Raw genomic sequence first — 16,597 nt, 5'->3', positions numbered from 1 at the left:
CTCGATCCTCCCTTTCAGCACCCGCCTCCCGCATGGCCGAACGTTCCATCTCGCTCAGGCTTGCAGTGATGGCGAATGGGTTCCTCCAAACGCACGGACCCATTCTTCGAGTCCCTGAAATGCGCTCATCTCGGCTGGCTTGGCCAATCTTGATGAGGTAAGCAAGTTCGGCAAACGAGGGACCGAATCCCCTCATTTGACAGAAGCAACACGCCCCTTCAATGTGCTTCACACTCACAGTGTAAATCAAAACGATCTGCAAATGAAGTATGATCCGCTAGAACATGTTGCCACGCATTTTTTGCGCGATGCACAACCGGCTCGGGTGGCGTCCCGCAACGAGCGGGATCTCTTGCGGCTGATCTGGAAATCCCCAGGGATTGAGCGCTCCGACCTGACCGAGCCGCTCGACCTCACCCAGCAATCCCTGCACAGGATCGTCGCGCGGCTTCATGAACGGGGAATGATCGTCTTTTCGCATGCCGAAGCCCGGCGGGCGGGTCCGCCCAGCCCGGAGCTGACCCTTCGAAAAGACTGGTGTCTGACGCTCGGAATCGCCGTCAACGTCGGCTCGATCGGCCTCTGTCTCATGGGTTTCGGCGAGCCTCTGGAGAATATGGAGATCCCCCAGGCAGGCTCATCGCTGTCGGTGGAGCTGGAACGGATCGAAGCGGCGGTCGAAGAGATTCTTGCCCGGCGGGGCGCCAAACGCCGAGACATTCTCGGCGTCGGTCTGGCGGTCGCCGGCCACCGCATGCTGGAGACGGCCTTCAATTGTCCTCTGCCGCTTGCTCATTGGTCACTGATCGACCTGGCGCCTTTGCTTGGGAAGCAGCTTGCCTTGCCGGTCTGGGCGGACAATGTCGCCAGGACCGCAGCTTTGGCGGAAGCGATCTTCGGCGTTGGCCGAGATGCGGCGGATTTCGCTTATATCGCCCATTTGCACGGCTACGGCGGCGGCCTGGTTTCCGGGGGCATGCCGTTTCGCGGCAGTTTCGGCAACGCCGGCGAATTCTCCGTTCTCTTCGGACGCGAGGACTATGACGACCGCCCCGCACTCAACCAGTTGCTCGAACATCTTCGCGCCAAAGGGCGCCCGTGCCTGACCCTGAACGACCTGAAGAATGAAGATCTGGTGGATTGGGATGGCGTCGAGGAGTGGATCAACCGCGTCATGCCGGCCCACAATCGCGCCATCAATGCGATCTGCGCGATCTTCGATCCGGCGCTCATCGTCCTTGGCGGCGAGCTTCCGCATTCCCTTGCAAGAAAGCTTATCGAGCGGACCGAATTCAACAATCTGCCTCGGCACGGCGTATTGCGCGACGTTCCGCAGCTTGCAGTGGCAGAAATCATCGATGCCCCCGGCGCGATCGGCGCGGCCTTGATCCCACTCTTCGAAACCGTTTTGTGAAGGCTCGAGCAGTCCAGCCCGTGCTTCCAACCCTGCATTCCCTCGTGCCGAGGCACGCAAGAATGCGTGACAGCCGTCGCTAATGCGAAGGACTGAAGCGCGCCGCAGGACGAAGGTGTGGTGCGCTTCAGCCGGCGCGACGAGATTGGAAGCAGCCCGCACTGCTTGGGAGAAGTCTCCAGATCTCAGCCCAGAACGGGCGACGCGCTAGGATCATCACTTCATGCCCGTACCGGCAATGCCTGTCGTGATGTATTTCTGCAGGAACAGGAAGACGACGGTGACGGGCAGCAGGCTGAGGAAGGTCATCGCCAGAATATAGTGCCACTGCACCGAGAACTCTCCCTGGAAGGCGTTCAGGCCGACCTGCAACGTGAAATTCTCGCGGCTATTAAGGACGATGAGCGGCCAGAGAAAGTCGTTCCAGCGCCAGAGCACCGAAAAGATCGCCAGCACCGCAAGGGCCGGCGCCGTCAGCGGCAGAATGATGCGCCAGAAGATGCAGAATTCGCTTGCCGCATCGACGCGCGCCGCCTCGATCAGTTCGTCCGGAATGGTCAGCATATATTGCCGCAGCAGGAAGACGGCCGTCGGGGAGGCGATCGTCGGCAGGATGACGCCCCAGAGATTGTCGGCAAGCCCGACCCCGACAATGACGAGATAGGCCGGCACCATGACGACGGCGAGCGGGATCATCAGGGTCGAGATGATGATGACAAAGACCGTCGTGTCGCCGCGAAACTTGTATTTCGACAGCGCAAAGGCCGCCATGGCGTTGACAATCAGCGTCAAAAGCGTCGCGACCACGGTGACGAACACCGAATTCTTCAGGAAGGTCAGGAAGCTGAAGCGCGTCAGCGGGTCGGTGTAATTCTCGGTGGCGACGGTCAGATGCTGTACCGGCGTGATCCCCTTCACATCGACGCTGACCGGCTGTCCCGGATTTGCGGGATCGACCATCTGGGCCTTGAGGCCGATGCGCCGTACCATGGCCATCTCACGTGGCTTCCCGTCGACAGTGACCAGCCAGAGGCTGAGCGGCTTGTCGAAGCCGGGCACGGTCTGCTCCACGGCGGCGCGCGGAAGCAGCGTCGGCGGAAAGCGGGTGATTTCGGCCGCCGGCTTCAGCGAGGAGAGTCCCGCCCAGACGACGGGAACGAGCACCGCCAGCGTTCCGCCGATCAGCCAGACCCATGACAGAATATCGGTGATGTCAACGCGTCCAGCCCGGCGCGTGCGCGTCATGAAGCGGATCGGGTTCATAGAGCTGTTCATCTCAGGACTCCATTCGCTTGCCGAGGCGCAGCTGTATGAGGGTGAGAACCAGAAGCACCAGTCCCATCAGAACCGAGGCGGCCGAGGCAAGTCCGAAGAGACGGAGATCGCTGCTGAAGGCCATCTGGTAGATATACTGGACGATGAAGCTGTTGGCCGTGCCGGGGCCGCCGCCATTCGTCAGAACCCAGGCTTCGTCGAAGATCTGCACGGATTTGATCATCAAAAGGATGAAGACGACGAGCAGGTTCGGCGCAAGCAGAGGCAGCGTGATCCTGAAGAGGGTGCGGCGCGGCGAAGCGGCGTCGATGGAGGCAGCCTCGTAGAGTTCCTTGGGGATCGCCTGGAGGCCGGCGAGCAGAATGAGGGTGTAGAAGCCCATGTGGAACCAGACCGACACCACGACGACGAAGAAACGCGACCAGCCGACATCCAGCAGGAAAATCTCAGGCGGCACGCCAATCATCTGGAAGAAGGCGTTCAGCAGGCCGTTGCGATCGAGGAACCATTTCCAGATGAGGCCGATAACAACAGGCGACAGCAAGACGGGATAGAAGAACATCGCCCGGAAGAAGCCGCGCGCTAAGATCGCCCGATTGAGGATCAGCGCCGTAATCAGCGCCACCAGCAATGTGGCGGTGACGTTCAAGGCGACGAACCAGAGCGTGTTCCAAACCGCCGTCCAGAACAGCGATTCCTGGCAGGTTCCCGGCTGCAGATAATTGCCGCAGGAAAGCAGGGCGCGGAAATTGTCGAAACCGACGAAGGGCCGCTCCGAGACGAAGAGATTGGTGCCGCCGGTAAAGGCGTAACCGACCGCGATCGCGATCGGAAGGAATGTGAAGATGGCGAACAGAACGAGGTTCGGCGCCAGGAACAGCCAGGGCATGCGCTTGCGGCCGAAGATGCGCTCGACCGCATTCATCGGAGCCTCGACCACCCTCATTGCCATGTCGCCCGCCTGGGAGAGCAATGCACCAGCAGCAGCCATGGTCAGCGCCTCCCCTGTCCTGATCGGCGGGCAAAGGCCAGGCCGCTTTCGGGATCGAACAGATGAACCCGTGCCGGATCGGCATCGATCATGATCCGGTCGCCCTGTACAGGCGCGAAATGGCCGGCCTCATGAATGATGATCTGCTCGTCCTGGCCGGCAAGATTGCCGTAGACATAGGTCTCGGTGCCGAGACCCTCATGATACTGGACGATGAACGGCAGGCCCTTTTCGCTGGAGCGGGAAAAATGCGCGGGCCTTATGCCGGCAAGCACATGCTGCCCGACCGCAATGCCCTTGGGATCGACGTCACTGACGATGCTGCCGCCGCCCGCGACATCGATGGCGACACCGCTCTCGCCGATGCCCGACACCTTGCCCTTGATGATGTTCATGCGCGGCGAGCCGAGGAAGCCGGCGACGAAGAGATTGCGCGGATGATCGAAGAGTTCGAGCGGTGCGCCGACCTGCTCGACGCGCCCGGCGCGCAGCACGACGATCTTGTCGGCCATCGTCATCGCCTCGACCTGGTCGTGCGTGACATAGATCATCGTCGTCTTGATCTCGCGGTGGAGCTTGGTGATCTCGGCCCGCGTCTGAACGCGCAGCGCCGCGTCCAGGTTGGACAGCGGCTCGTCGAAGAGGAAAATATCAGGTTCTCGCACGATGGCGCGGCCGATCGCCACGCGCTGGCGCTGGCCGCCGGAAAGCTGCTTCGGGCGCCGATCGAGATAGGGTTCGATCGCCAGCATCCTGGCTGCTTCGGCAATCCGCGCCTCGATCTCGGCGCGCTTGAACTTCAGATTCTCCAGGCCGAAAGCAAGGTTCTTGCGAACGCTCATATGCGGATAAAGCGCGTAGGACTGAAAGACCATGGCGATCTTGCGCTCGGCCGGAGAAAGCGCGCTGACGTCGCGGCCGCCGATGGCAATGCCGCCCGACGTAACCTCTTCCAGGCCGGCAATGACGCGCAGCAGGGTCGACTTGCCGCATCCCGACGGGCCGACGAAGACGACGAATTCACCGTCCTTGATATCGAGTTCGACGTCATGCAGCACTTTGACGGAGCCATACGACTTGTTGACGGTGGAAAGTTTCAGTTCTGCCATGCCCCACTCCCATCGGGTGCCGCCGTCTCGAAGACGACGTCGATTGCGTTCCAGCCTTGCGGCAGCGGTGTCGGTCTCGTGATCCGCACCTCGTTCATCAATATCCCGGTGACCCCCGCCACGTAGACGGCGGGCATTCCGCCCGGATAGTCCCGCAGGCCGATCACCCGCCCGTCCGCCCCGCGCGTCCAGGCATTGGCGCGGCCGCCGCCGTCCGCCTTCGGCGCAAGGTCCGCGTTTGTCGGACGAAGGTCGTAGGACTGCGCGGTGCCGAGTTCGCCCGGCCGCTGGTCTATGCCGATGCGCGCCAGCGATGCATTGCGGATGCCGGCGGACGAGGCCGAAATGACGGTGATCGCCCCTTCCATGCGCCCGGTAATGTCCTCGACGATGAGGTTTTCGATGGCGCCTGCCGGGCGCTCAGCAACACGGTCGACGACATTGACCGTCAGCGCCTCCCCCGAGCCCCAGAAACCATCGAGCGTTTCCCGGCACTCGACAGCAATCCGCGAAAATCTGACGTTCGAGATCCGGCCGCCGTCGCGTGAGAAGATACCGAGCGCCCGGTTGGAAGATGAGACGCTGCAATCCTCGAAGACGACATTGGTGACGTCGCCATGCGTTTCCGTGCCGATCTTCAACGCGCAGCTGAGGCTTTGCACCGAGCAGCGGCGGATAAGAATATTCTCGCATCGCCCGATGGCGACACCCTGCGGGCCGATGCTGGTCTTCAGGCATATGCCGTCATCGGCCGTCGATATGGTGCAATCCTCGATGACGGCGCCGCGGCAGGCATCGAGCACGATACCATCCGTATTGGGAAGGCGGCGGTCATTTTCGATGGTGACGTTGCGGACCGCGACATCGGTGCAGTCGACGAAGTGCAGCGTCCACATCGGCGAACGGCTGATATGCACCGCGCTGATCTCGACCTCGTCGCAGCTCTCGAAGACGATGACGCGGGGGCGGAATTCGGCCGGAATGAAGGTCCCCACCGTCTCGTCATCTCCGATGATGAAGCTCTCGCAGCCGGCTTCGATACGACCCGGGCCCGTCAGGCCGATCCGCCGCGCGCCCTTGGCGACGATCATGCCGCGGTCCGACTTCTCGGCGATCACCGAAACAGTCGTGTGCGCATAGGCTGCGTAGTCCGGAACCGGCCGCAGGATCGCGCCGGCGGTAAGATGCAGATCGACGCCCGAGCGCAACCGGAGCCCCCGGCAGATGTGGATGCCCGCCAGGAGCTCCAGGCGTCCGCCGCCGGAAGCCGAGAGATCGTCGATCGCCACCTGCAGGCGCGGGGTATTGTCGCCGTCGAGCGCCTCGATCGAAACGAGGGAGGTGGCACTCATTGACGCTGACCGCCTTCGAGAAAGACTTCTGTCAGCAGCAGCATGGTCAGCGCCTGGCCGTAAGGCGTCGGCAGGTTCGGGATGCGCCGGTAGAAATCGAGATCGTGCCCCATGGGCGTGCCATCCGAGACGCCGTGGACGACGCCCTCCTCGTCGATCTGCGCCAGCACCGCCGCGAGCGCGCGCTCGGCATGGGGCCTGTCGCTCTCGTCCAGAATGCCGGCATCGATGGCGCGCAACATGCCGTAGGCGATGCCGGCTGTGGCCGAGGTTTCGAGCGGCGAGGACGGATCGTCCAGAAGGGTGGTGAACATCCCGTCCGGCCTCTGATATGCCTTCAGCGAGCGCACCTGGCTGACGAGAACATTCGAAAGGAAACGTCGGTCCTTCTCGCCGAGCGTCGGGACGAGATCGAAGAGTTCGGGAATGGCGACGGTGATCCAGGCGTTGCCGCGCGCCCAGAAGGCATTGGCGAAATTGTGCCGGCCGTTGAAGGTCCAGCCGTGATACCAGAGCCCGCTGACCGGATCGGAGAGATAGCGGGTGTGGATGACGAACTGATAGACGGCCTCGTCGACCCAGTCGCTGCGCTCGCAGAGCACACCGGCCCGGGCGAGGAACAGGCAGGCCATGAACAGCGTGTCGTCCCACAATTCGCCGTCGTTGAGGCGTTCCTTGACGACGTGCTGGAAGCCGCCCTCCTCCGTCTTCGGCAATTCTTTGACGAGCCATTCGGCCCAGTCCTCGACGAGCGCGCGGAAATCGGGTCGGTCGACATGCTGGACGAGGATTGCCAGCGGCAGCATCGGCGCCGTGCTGTTGATCTGGCGCGGCGGCAGGCCGCGTTCGATTTGGCCGGCATACCAGGCGACGAGCTCCTGCAGCGCTTTCTGATCATTGGTGGAAATCGCGCGTCGCAAGAATCCGTAGAGGCCGACGCCGACTTCCCAGTCCCATTCGTCGAACTGGATCCCGGAGGTGGAGCTTCCGGTCACGAGACCTTCCTTGATGCCTCTGAGCCGGCTGAAAGCCGTCGCCACGCGATCGATCGTCGTCAGGAGCGCGGCGTTATCGACAGATGTTATGTTCATGCTGGGGACCTACGTTTTACGAGTAGAACGGTCCGTCAGTACCGGCTTGGGACGCGGCACTGTCGTGGGTGAGAATCGGCTGCGGCTGATCATGTGTGAATGGCCGGGGCTTGCCAGCGATCGAAAGACCGTCGGCATAGGAAAGCGAGAGCGCGGGGCCGCCCGGCGGCGTCAATGAGAGATGCCGAAGCGCAGGATCGAAGGAAACCGTCGTCTGGCACAAGCGCTCGAGGAAGGTCTTGAAGGCGTCGCCATTGCCGCATCCAATGATAGCCGCCCAGCCGCAGAGCGAGCCGTGGGAGCGCGCCTCGCGGCCGGCGGTCGGCCCATCGGTGATCAGTTCCAGACCGTTGGAGGCCCAGAGGGCGGCAAATCCCCGGCCCGACCGCGCGATCAGCCACTTGCCTTCGACAATGAGATCATCGAGGCCATCGCGGCCGATATAGGCATGCGTCCATGCATGCCGTGCGTCGCCGGTATCCTCGATCAGGAGCGCGACGTCGAGATGCTGGGCGACGCGTGGCAGGATGCCGTTGCCGGCCCAATAGGACGGCCTTTGATTGCCCCAGGGATCATCCTCGCCGGGATGATTGACCCACAGCCTCGCCATCGGATGGCCGGCCAGCCTGACATCGAGGACGTGCTGCTGGTGGCCTTTCCCGCCGGTCTTGTGATCGACCACCGTCGAAAGCTGCGCCGCCTCGTTCTTGAACAACACCAGCTTTCCGCTCTCCAGCCCCTGGCTATAGCGCGCCTCGACGCTTCTGCCCCTGGAAAGGGCGGCTAGCGCGGTCAGATCGGCGGGCGGCTCGTAGCCGCCAGCGCAGAACATCGTCAATGCCGCCACGCCGTTGTTGAGCCAGCCGGTGCCGAAGGCGACCTGGGCAAAGGGGGCAAGCTCGGTCAGCGGGCCGGCGCGCAGTTCCTTGTCGTAAGCGCGGCCTTGCGAGCCGGCCGGAACGCCGGCCAGCGTATGAAGCGCGATCATGCGGAAGATGAGGTTGATCTGGCCGCGGGCGCGATCGGCGATCCCGCTTGTCGCCCAGCGCTCCAGCGCCAAGAGACCAATGAAATCGATCGGGTAATAGGCGGCCGAATTCCATTCCGCCAGGCCATGGGCCTCGACGCTGTCGAACCAGCGCCCAAGGCGCTCGACGGCGAGTTCCGCCTGCTGCCGTCCGGTCCGCCCTGAGGCCGAAAACACCGCCTCGGGCAGAAGCAGTCCGGCCAGCAACTGGCTGGTATGGAAGCAGAGCACATGGTTCTCGCTCCAGAACCACATCGCGTCATTGCCCGGCTCGTCGACCCAGTAACGGTAGGAAAGAACCGAACGGCGGATGCGCTCGACCGTCGCCTCGGGCATCCGGTCGCCATAGGCGCCGAGCAGCCACAACAGCGGCACCATGATAAAGTCCGAGCAATCCTCGCGCGCATCGATCGAGGCGAGCGTCGCATCGACGATGCGGTCGAAACTTTCCGGGTCGTGATGACCGGTTTCCATCATCGCGATGAGGCGCCCGGCCCGGTTGGCGCCGAAGCGGGCGCTGTATTCCAGCGCGTGGCGCTTGCGTGCAGAAAGCGAGGTCTCGGCCGGCGATGGCGAAAGACTGCTCATGAAGGCGGCATCGATGACGCGGGTGACCGAACCCGGCCCGGCGCCGATCGTCATGTGGATGCTGTGATAACCGTCCGCAATGGCGCAGACATCTTCGGCGAGCAGACGGCTCTCACCGGCGCGCAGCGTCAGTTTCGAATTGGCGAGAACCGGCCGTTCATGGCCATGGCCGACCACCTTGAGCTCGACGGGCAGGTCGCGCTCCGGCGCCGTGTCGAAAATGATCCCCAGCGGCTGATTGACGAAGACGTCGCGGGCCGGGCGCACGCCGCGCGAAAGGGCTTCCAGCTCGCGCACTTCGCCCTGATCCAACGATACCGGCAGCAGCACGCAGAGCGGCTGCTTGTCCAGCATTTCGAGTTCGAAGAACCAGGTCGTGTCGCGCTCGGCAAGGTCTTCGGTGTGGACGAGGATCTCGTTGTCGCCGGCTTCGAGCGTCAGCATTATCTCGGTTGCGCTCTCGACGTTGCGCTTGAATGGCTCGAAGCGCACCGCTTCCTGCCCGTTGACCCAGATGCGGACACCGCCGCAGGTCTTCAGCGCGAAGTTGAGCGTGCGGGGGGCTTCCGTCCTGAACGTGCCCTTCAGCCATCGCCTGACATGTGTGGGCACATGCCAGAAGCTGGTAAACTCGACGCGGCGGTTCGAGCCGGGAAGATAGAGGCTTTCCGCCGGCCAGGACGTGTCCGGCGCCAGCGCCCGCCCGACCATGGTGGACCAGAAGGCCTTGCGGCACGGCAGATCGCCGACATCGACGAAACCGTTGATGAAGCGGTAGTTCACGCGATCTTCGGCAAGTGCCGGCTCGCCTGGAAAATAGTTCTCGATGAGGCCGGAAACGGCCCATGCCGTCACCGTCTGCCCCTCGGCCACGCTATAGGCTGGCGCCATGTCGTCCGGCTGCTTGATGCTTTCCGTTTTCACAGATCGCCTCCTCTGCAATCCTATGAAAATATTTTCATTAGGTCATTTGAGTGCGTGATTTTTGAAAATTGCTCAAAAACATCGCTATTCGCACAGAAAATAGCTTGACGGAACGAATGTCAAGTATATGAAATTCACTTATCGATGGCTGATGCCGCGATCGATGAAAATGTTTTCATGGGAGGATGAAAATGAAAACGTATCTTTCAGGGGCTTTCGCACTGGCGCTTGCCACCGTTTCTTTCGCATGGTCCAGCGTGGCCATGGCGGAAACCCAGACGATCACCTTTCTCTTCACCGACGACGACCAGGCTTATGTCGAGCGGATGGAAGCGCTGAGCAAGGAATTCGAGACGGCGCATCCCGACATCAAGGTGAATTTCGTCTCGTCGGGCTATGATGCCGTCGCCAAGCAGCTGCCCGTGCAGCTTGCCATCGGCGAAGGTCCTGATGTCGCCAAGATCACCGACTGGCAGCTGGCGCCCTACTACCTCGACATGCGGCCGCTGATGAAGGATCCGGATGGCTTCGCCAAGCTGCACGGCGACAGCCTGAACACGCTTCGCTTCCCCGGCGTCAACGATCCGAACTCGATCAACGGCTACGTCGCGTCGCAGACCTTCAACCTGCCCTTCGTCAACAAGACGCTGTTCGAACAGGCGAGAGAGCCGCTTCCGCAGCCGACCGCCACGCTGAAGGACATCGTCGAAGCCTCGGCCCGCGTCGCCAAGGCGACCGGCGCCCAGATCCCCTTCACGATGGACCGCTCGGGCCACCGCTTCTCGGGTGCTGCCTTCTCCTACGGCTCGAACTACGTCAAGGACGGCAAGTTCGCCTTCCCTGACGATGCCGCCAAGCACTACATCACCGATCTCTACAACTGGACGAAGGACGGCTCTTTCCCGAAGGAAATGTGGGGTGCTGCCGGCGGAACCCAATACAAGAACATGGGTGACGAGTTCGTCAACGGCAATGTCGTGACCTATCTTGCCGGCAACTGGATGGTCAATCCGTTCCAGAAGAAGATCGGCGACGCCTTCGACTGGACGGCGATCAGCGCGCCCTGCGGCGATGCCGGTTGCTATGCGATGCCCGGCGGCACCGCAATCGTCGGCTTCAAGCGCACCAAGTACCCGCAGGCCGTTGCCTCCTTCATCGAGTTCCTCGGCTCTGAAAAGGTCCAGCGTGAAATCGCCGAAAACTACGTCATCCTGACCGGCGCCGACATCAAGGATCCGCAGTACAAGCTCGACAGCAAGAACGCCAAGGACGCCATGGCCGTCTTCCTCGCAAGCCGCAACAGCGCGCCGAAGGCGGCTCGCGATCTCGAACGCCTGAAGGGATCCTCCGCCATCTATCAGCTCATCGTCCAGCGTATGAGCCAGCTGATCGTCGGCGAGCTTTCTCTTGAGGACACCTTCAAGGCGATGAGCGCAGACGTCGAGAAGGTCAACGTCGCGCTGGCCGCCAACAAGTAGCCGGCCGCGCCTGTCTCCCACAGATTGCGCGCTGCATCAGCCACGGCCTTGCAACAGGCCGTGGCTGATTGTTTTTCCGCCTTGCTTGTATCGACGCCTCGAAATGACGCGTCATTTCTCCCTCCCCACGTCTCTCTCAGCCTCGGCCGCCTGGCCTTCTTTGAAGCAAGACTGTTGCTGTGGCCGATGGCGCTCAGCTTCATCGCGATCTCCCCCTCCTCCGGCACGTCTCGGAACACCTAGGGAGAAAGCGCACCATAGCGGCAGGGTTAGCGCTGATAGGCGTGGGCAATCTCCTGCTCGGCGCATCCTTCCTGGCCTGACGGGTTCGTTGCTGAAGAGATCGGACTGCTGCTGACCTGCGTCGGCATGGGCATGGCGACAGGCCCCTGACGGCGGTCGCGGTTTCAACCGTCACCGCCGATCGTTCCGGCACGGCAAGCGCCCAGATAAACCTTGCCCGCATGGTAGGCGCGACGATAGGCGTCGCCCTGCTCGGGGCGAATTTCGCTTTCCTCGGAGAAGCCGAAACCGGCTTCATCGTCGCGATGTGGGCCGGCGACACCGCGCAGTTGCTCGGGATCATCCTTGCCTGGCGCTCACTCTGAACGCGCGGCTGGGCGAGTGATGCGAAGGCGTCGTGACACGAGCCCCGAGAGAGGCTATAGGCGTTGTCAGCCTGAGCCAGCCTCAGGCGGCATATCAAATTATCAAGCGCCGGCACCCGGTCGTTCCGCCGGCTATCCAGCGACGGTCTACCGTATAGAGGTGCATGTCCATGCCGATGGGTTCCGAGCATCCGCTGCGTAGGGAGCTTCACAACGAGTTGCATGCCCGGCCATCGCTTTATTTCGATGGCGACACCGATGTCTGGCATGTCGCTATCGTCGGCGATAATGCCGCGCCTCCGTTTCCGAGTTCCCTGCCCGGGTTGGAAGATATCACCACGACCCACGAGGGCAACCACGGGATTGGCCGCGTCGGCGACGGCCGGCTTAAGTGGGAGGCGCATACCGAGTTCCTGACCCTTACCTTCGTCGTTCCCGCATCGTCCGAACCCGGCAGCAATCCGCCGGAAGCCTTTCAGGCCTGTTACCGTCAGATCGAAGGCAAGGTCATGGCGGCCGTCCGTGTGGTGGTGCGCGACGAGAAGGATGGACAGCGTCTGGAAAAACCAAAGCTCGACTATGTCGCCTCTCAGGTCGGCGGCGGCGGTGCGGAAGTGCATTCGAACTTCCGCCTGACCGATAGCGGGTTCGTCGAATTCCTGTTCTTCAACCGCGACCTCAACGCCTATCGCACCGGCCGCATGGTCCGGCGTTTCCTGGAAATCGAAACCTACCGGATGATGGCGCTTTTGGCGCTGCCGAAGGCGCGCGAGACGGTGTCCAAGCTTTCGGCCTTCGACCAGCGCCTCGATCTGCTGATCACGCATATGCAGAGCGCCGTCAAGGTGGACAAGGCGCTGCTGTCCGAGGTGACCAGGCTCTCGTCCGATGTGCTCAACTTCTCGGCGCTCGCTCGCCACCGTTTCGGTGCGACGAAAGCCTATGCCGATATCGTCGCCAGTCGGCTATCCGAGCTTCGCGAAGAGCGGGTCGAGGGAAGGCAACGACTGGGGACGTTCATCGACCGACGCTTCCAACCGGCTGTGCGATCGGTCTATGCGGCAGAGCGGCGCCTCGACGAATTGGCCGAACGTGTCAGCCTGGCCGGAGACCTGCTCAGAACCACCGTGCAGGTTCAGCTGGAGGATCAGAATGCCTCGCTGCTGACCTCGATGGAAGAGCGGGCGCGCATCCAGGTGCATATCCAGCAGGCGGTCGAAGGTTTTTCGGTCATTGCCATTACCTACTATACCGTCGGCCTGGCGAAGATCTGCCTGGAAAGCATTTCCGCACTGGGCGTAGATCCGCACGTGGCAAAACTCGCCGTTCTCGGCGCAATCCCGCTTGTGCTCTTCGCCGTCTGGACGGCCGTCCGTCATGTGCGCCAAAGCATTGCCGGTGTGCCGCACGGCCCTCCATCCGGAAGCCACTGACGCGCGCTCACCGCCGCCCTTTCGGAGCGGCGGTGTTCGGTTTTCAGAATTGGCAGAACGTCACGATGCCATTGCGTAGGGGCGATGGTCTCGTGGCTGGCGGCTTCCCGTTTTGAACCGCCGCAGCAAATCGGCAAGGCTTTCGGTTTCCTGAGTCAGGCTCTGGGCGGCCGCCGTGGTTTCTTCGACCATCGCGGCGTTTTGCTGGGTCACCTTGTCCATCTGGTCGCCGGCGGCCGAGACCTCGCGCAGGCTCGTCGCCTGTTCGCGGGCGGCCACGGCGATCTCGGCGACGGTTGCATTCATGGCGGTGACCTGCTCGACGATCTGTTCCAGCGACAGGCCTGATTCGCCGACCAACTGGACGCCGGTCTTCACCTGCGCCGAGGAGGTGGAAATCAGTTGCTTGATTTCCCGCGCAGCGTTGGCGGAGCGCTGGGCGAGTTCGCGGACTTCCTGGGCGACGACGGCAAAGCCCTTGCCCGCCTCACCGGCGCGCGCCGCTTCGACGCCGGCATTCAGCGCCAAGAGGTTGGTCTGGAAGGCGATCTCGTCGATGACGCTGATGATGTTGCCGATCTTCGACGACGAATTCTGAATTTCCGTCATCGCGTCGATGGCCCGGGCGACGATTTCGCCGCCCTTTTCGGCATTGGTGCGGGCTGTTGCCACGACGGCCTGGGCGCGGCCTGCGCCCTCGGCCGTGCCGTTGACGCCGCGGGTCACGTCGCCGAGTGCTGCGACCGTTTCTTCCAGCGAGGCTGCCTGCTGCTCGGTGCGTCGGGCGAGATCGTTGGAAGCGGTAGAGATTTCCGACAGACCGGAGCGGATGGTGGCGACCGCGCGGATGACGGAGTCGACCGCTTCCTCGAGGCTTGCGACCGAGTTGTTGAAATGATCGCGGATCCTGACGTAGCGATGGTCGACTTCGCCGACGCGGACGGTGAGATCGCCCTTGGAGAGCGCGTCGAGGCCGACGGAAATCTGACGGAAGGCATGTTCCATCACCTGAGCATCGGAAAGCCGCTCGGCCTCCTGGCGCAGCCGCTCTTCTTCGGCAGCGAGGCGAGCCCGCTCGGCATTGGCTTCGGCGATCAGCTTGGCGCGGCCCGTCTCCTGGAAAACCTTCAGCGAACGCGCCATGGCCCCCAGCTCGTGGCGGTGCTCGACGCCCGTTATCGCGATCTTCTCCTCGCCGCGGGCAAGCTGCTCCATGGACTGGGCCATCTTGCGCACCGCCGAGGAAATCAGCCGGCCGACGAAATAGGAAAGTACGAGGCCGATGACGATCAGCAGCCCACTGATGACGAGAGTCGTGCTGGTTGCGGAGGCAACCGTCGCCTCCACGGAACCATCCAGGGCCTTCTGGGCACCTGTCACAGTCGCCTGCAAATCCGTAAATTCGCCCGATATTTTTGGCGCCAGCACACCAAGCTGCGTCTGGCGAATATTGCCCGAGGCCCGAAGCACCTCCTTCATGTCGCCGAGACGGGCGGTGTAGTTCTGCATGAGCTGGCCGGCACCCATCAGGCGCTTCTTCTGCAGTTCGTTCTTTGCAGCCTTTGCAGCAGCGTCATTGAGCGCGACGGCTTCGGCAAGAGCCGCCTGCGCCGTGTCGTAAGCCGCGAAATCATTGGAATGCACGAAGCGTTCGGAGAAATAGAGGCTGCGGTTCAGGGCCTCCAGCGTCGCTGCCGTCATCTGCAGCAGGGCGACGTCGTTCTGGCGCCAGGCGCTGCGCACCACGTCGTTGAGCGCGATGCTCGTCCAGGGGCCGAATTCGGTGACCTTGGAGATCAACATGTCGCGTCGGGCCTGCAGGGAAACGATCTGCTCGAAGGCCTTGCCGTAGGCGGCGATATCCTGGCGGATCACAGCAAGGCCGGACTGCAAGTCCTTGTTGCCGGCAAAACGCGGATCGTCGGCCTCGAAGGCCTTCACGCCGGCGCGGAAGCTGTCGACGACAGCCTGCGTCGGCGTCGAGCGGAAGGCTTCCGCCGACATCTGGATTTCGTGCAGCTGGTCGCTGTAGTCGGAGATGGCGAGGCTCTGGCCGGCCGTGACGCGGTAGGACGCAAAGATGGCGGCAAGACCGTTCATGCCGGATATTGCGCTAACGGTGAGCAGGCTCATCAACAGGATCAACGGCACGAAGCCCGAAGTGATCTGCGCGCGAATGCCGAATTTATTCCAGAAATGCAACATGATAGGCCTCTTATGCTCACTGGCTCTTCGGCAGGTATTGGGCAATGTTCTCGGGTGTGACGAGTTCGAAGGGGACGTTGTTTTCGCGCGGCACCTTCTCCTTGTTGACGAGCTTCACGGCAGCGTCGACGGCCGCCGCCCCCTGCCCGACCGCACTCTGAAGAATGGTCACGTCGAGATCGCCGGCCACCATCGCGGCAAGCGCATCGTCGGTGGCATCGACGCCGGCGACGACGACGTCCTTCATCGGCATGCCGGCCTTCTTCATGGCGCCGATCGCGCCGAGGGCCATCTCGTCATTATTAGCGATCACCGCGTCGAACTTGACGCCGGCCGAAAGCCATTCCTGCATCTGCTGATCGGCATAATCGCGCGACCAGTAGGCCGCTTGCCGCTCGACGATCTCAAGGCCTTTGCAGTCCGGCGTGGCGATGACTTCGGCGATGTCCTGGGTGCGGGCGCGGGCGGCCGCATGGAAGGGTTCGCCCATCAGCACGACGACGCGGCCCTTGCCTTTGAGGAGCGCGCAGACCTGCTTGGTCTCGAGCGTTCCGGACTCTTTCTCGTTGGAGGCCACCACCACCTGATTGTCGGGCAGATCGAGCAAGTTGGAAGGAACGTTGTTGATATAGATCAGCGGAATGCCCGCATCCGCCGCCATCTTGGTCATTTGCGGCCCGAGATCGCCATCGGAGACGGCAAGGATAATGGCGTCGACCTTGTCGGCAATGAGCTTCTGAACCTGCTGCTTCTGTAGTTCATTGTCGCCCTTGGCATTCTCGGTGACGAGCTTGAGGCCGGAGATGGTCTGTCCGTGTGAGACGACGCCATTCAGGAGCGCCGTCCTGAATTTATCGAGATCGGACATCGAAACCCCGATCGTCTGGGCATGGGCAGCAGAGATCGATATCGCCAGGGCGATGGATGCAAGCGTGGCCGTTTTCATGAATTCCTCTGCGCAATTCGGATGGAATTGCGTTATTTCAAATCTTGGTTAAATTTTACCTTTCATCCGAAAGGCAGAAAGTATCAAATGGCGATATGATCTTGCCGCGGGGCAAACGCCTTCTCGGCGGCAACCATTGAAACTCGACGCGCATCG

General features: G+C 62.3%; 12 protein-coding genes. 4 read left to right on the top strand and 8 right to left on the bottom strand.

All coding sequences use genetic code 11. From position 1 onward, the window contains the following. Positions 1-262 precede the first annotated feature (262 nt). Complete coding sequence (locus tag ACS4RS_RS32325) at positions 263-1,414, top strand: ROK family protein (RefSeq protein ID WP_439012277.1); 1,152 nt, start codon at positions 263-265, stop codon at positions 1,412-1,414. Positions 1,415-1,630: 216 nt separating this feature from the next. Here ACS4RS_RS32325 and ACS4RS_RS32320 read toward each other — a convergent pair whose 3' ends face one another. The 6 genes from ACS4RS_RS32320 to ACS4RS_RS32295 are packed head-to-tail and all read right to left on the bottom strand — an operon-like array spanning position 1,631 to position 9,771. Further along, positions 1,631-2,677 (bottom strand): ABC transporter permease subunit, encoded by a 1,047-nt coding sequence (locus ACS4RS_RS32320; RefSeq protein WP_439012596.1) that lies wholly within the window; start codon positions 2,675-2,677, stop codon positions 1,631-1,633. A 13-nt stretch (positions 2,678-2,690) separates the two neighbouring features. Continuing rightward, positions 2,691-3,680 carry an ABC transporter permease subunit gene (locus ACS4RS_RS32315; RefSeq protein ID WP_439012276.1) on the bottom strand — a complete coding sequence of 330 codons (990 nt, stop codon included), beginning with the start codon at positions 3,678-3,680 and terminating at the stop codon, positions 2,691-2,693. Positions 3,681-3,682: 2 nt separating this feature from the next. After that, positions 3,683-4,789 carry a sn-glycerol-3-phosphate ABC transporter ATP-binding protein UgpC gene (locus tag ACS4RS_RS32310; protein WP_439012275.1) on the bottom strand — a complete coding sequence of 369 codons (1,107 nt, stop codon included), beginning with the start codon at positions 4,787-4,789 and terminating at the stop codon, positions 3,683-3,685. After that, positions 4,777-6,141 (bottom strand): polygalacturonase PglB, encoded by a 1,365-nt coding sequence (gene pglB / locus ACS4RS_RS32305; protein ID WP_449314114.1) that lies wholly within the window; start codon positions 6,139-6,141, stop codon positions 4,777-4,779. The genes ACS4RS_RS32310 and pglB overlap by 13 nt, the downstream gene beginning before the upstream one ends. Then, a complete protein-coding gene (gene bglB, locus ACS4RS_RS32300) occupies positions 6,138-7,232 on the bottom strand; it encodes a beta-galactosidase BglB (RefSeq protein ID WP_439012274.1) in 1,095 nt (364 codons plus the stop codon). The genes pglB and bglB overlap by 4 nt, the downstream gene beginning before the upstream one ends. 16 nt (positions 7,233-7,248) lie before the next feature. Further along, a complete protein-coding gene (locus ACS4RS_RS32295; RefSeq protein WP_439012273.1) occupies positions 7,249-9,771 on the bottom strand; it encodes a hypothetical protein in 2,523 nt (840 codons plus the stop codon). Between the two features lie 191 nt (positions 9,772-9,962). On the opposite strand from ACS4RS_RS32295, the gene ACS4RS_RS32290 reads away from it, so the two are divergent. From ACS4RS_RS32290 to ACS4RS_RS32280, 3 genes are all read left to right on the top strand, one after another. After that, positions 9,963-11,249 (top strand): extracellular solute-binding protein, encoded by a 1,287-nt coding sequence (locus tag ACS4RS_RS32290; RefSeq protein ID WP_439012272.1) that lies wholly within the window; start codon positions 9,963-9,965, stop codon positions 11,247-11,249. A gap of 464 nt (positions 11,250-11,713) precedes the next feature. Beyond that, entirely contained in the window at positions 11,714-11,857 is a 144-nt protein-coding gene (locus ACS4RS_RS32285; protein WP_439012271.1) for a hypothetical protein, read from the top strand. Positions 11,858-12,027: 170 nt separating this feature from the next. Then, positions 12,028-13,290 carry a DUF3422 domain-containing protein gene (locus ACS4RS_RS32280; RefSeq protein ID WP_439012270.1) on the top strand — a complete coding sequence of 421 codons (1,263 nt, stop codon included), beginning with the start codon at positions 12,028-12,030 and terminating at the stop codon, positions 13,288-13,290. Between the two features lie 60 nt (positions 13,291-13,350). Here ACS4RS_RS32280 and ACS4RS_RS32275 read toward each other — a convergent pair whose 3' ends face one another. Continuing rightward, complete coding sequence (locus tag ACS4RS_RS32275) at positions 13,351-15,495, bottom strand: methyl-accepting chemotaxis protein (protein ID WP_439012269.1); 2,145 nt, start codon at positions 15,493-15,495, stop codon at positions 13,351-13,353. Positions 15,496-15,511: 16 nt separating this feature from the next. Continuing rightward, positions 15,512-16,441, bottom strand: coding sequence for a substrate-binding domain-containing protein (locus ACS4RS_RS32270; protein WP_439012268.1), 930 nt, complete (start codon positions 16,439-16,441; stop codon positions 15,512-15,514). Between the last annotated feature and the right edge of the window lie 156 nt (positions 16,442-16,597).

Origin of the sequence: Rhizobium sp. F40D2, assembly GCF_051810745.2 — a bacterium.
GTDB lineage: Bacteria > Pseudomonadota > Alphaproteobacteria > Rhizobiales > Rhizobiaceae > Rhizobium.
This window is presented reverse-complemented; position numbering and strand designations above follow the sequence as displayed.

Bases quoted from the DNA above. Each gene is read 5' to 3' on its own strand.
- pglB (WP_449314114.1), bottom strand. From the start codon at position 6,141: ATGAGTGCCACCTCCCTCGTTTCGATCGAGGCGCTCGACGGCGACAAT.
- ACS4RS_RS32270 (WP_439012268.1), bottom strand. From the start codon at position 16,441: ATGAAAACGGCCACGCTTGCATCCATCGCCCTGGCGATATCGATCTCT.
- ACS4RS_RS32290 (WP_439012272.1), top strand. From the start codon at position 9,963: ATGAAAACGTATCTTTCAGGGGCTTTCGCACTGGCGCTTGCCACCGTT.
- bglB (WP_439012274.1), bottom strand. From the start codon at position 7,232: ATGAACATAACATCTGTCGATAACGCCGCGCTCCTGACGACGATCGAT.
- ACS4RS_RS32275 (WP_439012269.1), bottom strand. From the start codon at position 15,495: ATGTTGCATTTCTGGAATAAATTCGGCATTCGCGCGCAGATCACTTCG.
- ACS4RS_RS32280 (WP_439012270.1), top strand. From the start codon at position 12,028: ATGCCGATGGGTTCCGAGCATCCGCTGCGTAGGGAGCTTCACAACGAG.
- ACS4RS_RS32310 (WP_439012275.1), bottom strand. From the start codon at position 4,789: ATGGCAGAACTGAAACTTTCCACCGTCAACAAGTCGTATGGCTCCGTC.
- ACS4RS_RS32285 (WP_439012271.1), top strand. From the start codon at position 11,714: ATGGTAGGCGCGACGATAGGCGTCGCCCTGCTCGGGGCGAATTTCGCT.
- ACS4RS_RS32325 (WP_439012277.1), top strand. From the start codon at position 263: ATGAAGTATGATCCGCTAGAACATGTTGCCACGCATTTTTTGCGCGAT.
- ACS4RS_RS32315 (WP_439012276.1), bottom strand. From the start codon at position 3,680: ATGGCTGCTGCTGGTGCATTGCTCTCCCAGGCGGGCGACATGGCAATG.
- ACS4RS_RS32320 (WP_439012596.1), bottom strand. From the start codon at position 2,677: ATGAACCCGATCCGCTTCATGACGCGCACGCGCCGGGCTGGACGCGTT.